The sequence below is a fragment of the Deinococcus sp. genome, assembly GCF_030523985.1.
Taxonomy (GTDB): domain Bacteria; phylum Deinococcota; class Deinococci; order Deinococcales; family Deinococcaceae; genus Deinococcus.
The window spans coordinates 20954-22131 of sequence record NZ_JAUNHK010000033.1 but is presented as its reverse complement, the minus strand read 5'-3'; the positions used below and the strand labels follow the sequence as shown (position 1 = coordinate 22131).

The window sequence follows — 1178 nt, the reverse complement described above, 5'->3', positions numbered from 1 at the left end:
TCACCACCCCTCAATCTGCCGCCCGGCTTCAAACGCCGCCGCGCCCGCCGCCACCGCCAGATTGAGGCTGCGGCCCCCGCCGGGCTGCGGCAGTTTCAGCTTGGGCAGGGCGTCGCGCAGCCAGACCGGAAGCCCACGCGATTCGGGGCCGAACAGCAGGTAGTCGCCGCGCACGAAGTCCGCGCGGGTGTGCAGTTGCGTGGCGTGGGTAGAAAAGGCGAACACGCGGGCATCGGCGGGCAACTGGTTCTGAAAGTCCGTCCAGCCCGCGTACTCGTGCAGGGTCACGCCCTGAAGGTAGTCCATCACGGCGCGGCGAAATTCGCGGTCATGCAGGTGGAAGCCGAAAGGCCGAATCAGGTGCAGTTCGGCCCCCAGCACCGAGCAGGTGCGGGCGACGTTGCCCACGTTGCCTGCCTTTTCCGGCTCGAACAGGACGATGTGCAAAAGGGGAGTCGGTGTCATTCCTCCGATTCTGCCCCTTCCAGCGCCGACAGCACCCGCCAACGTTTGCCCGTGGCGTAGGCCCGCCGCGCCGGGACGCTGGGTAGTTCCATTTCGGGATAGCGCAGCGCCGTCAATTGCCCGCCGTATACGCAACCCGTGTCCAGATTGAGGGTGCGCCCCCGCTGCTGCGGCTCTGGCACAGGCGTATGCCCATAGACCACCAGCGCCTGCTCGCGGTAGGGCGTGACCCAGTCGTGCCGCTCAGCCAGCCCCAGCGCGTCACGGCGGCCCGTTTTGCGCCCGGCGATGTTGTACTCGCGGCGCTCGGCGTCGGGGGCGTGGGGCAGGTCGCCCGCGTGAACGACCACCACCCGGCCCCCGTCCAGCTCCAGTCGGGGCGGCAAATCGTTCAGAAACTCGGTCACCTGCGCCCGGAAAGCGGCGGGCCGCCGTTCCAGTTGCCGCAGCGAGGGGGCCACTGGCCCGGACGCATTCACGCGTTGCCCGTCCAGCGCCCGCAGCAGCTTGCGGTCATGGTTGCCCATCACGGCGCGCGCGTGTCCGGCGTCGGCAGCCCGCATCACCAGTTCCAGCACGCCTGCCGTGTCCGGCCCCCGGTTGACCAGGTCGCCCACGAAAATCAGTTGGCGTCCGGCGGGCGGCGTCAGATTCGATTTGCGCAGGCGGTAGCCCAGCACGCCGAGCAGGTCGCGCAGTTCGTCGGCGCAGCC

2 protein-coding genes are annotated in these 1178 nt (G+C 69.3%); both read right to left on the bottom strand.

Annotation, left to right across the window (positions count from 1 at the left end; translation table 11 throughout):
• A complete protein-coding gene (locus Q4C89_RS06895; RefSeq protein WP_303101871.1) occupies positions 1 to 465 on the bottom strand; it encodes a tRNA (cytidine(34)-2'-O)-methyltransferase in 465 nt (154 codons plus the stop codon).
• On the bottom strand, positions 462 to 1178 hold a 717-nt coding region (locus Q4C89_RS06890; protein WP_303101870.1), incomplete at its 5' end, for a metallophosphoesterase. The genes Q4C89_RS06895 and Q4C89_RS06890, both read right to left, overlap by 4 nt.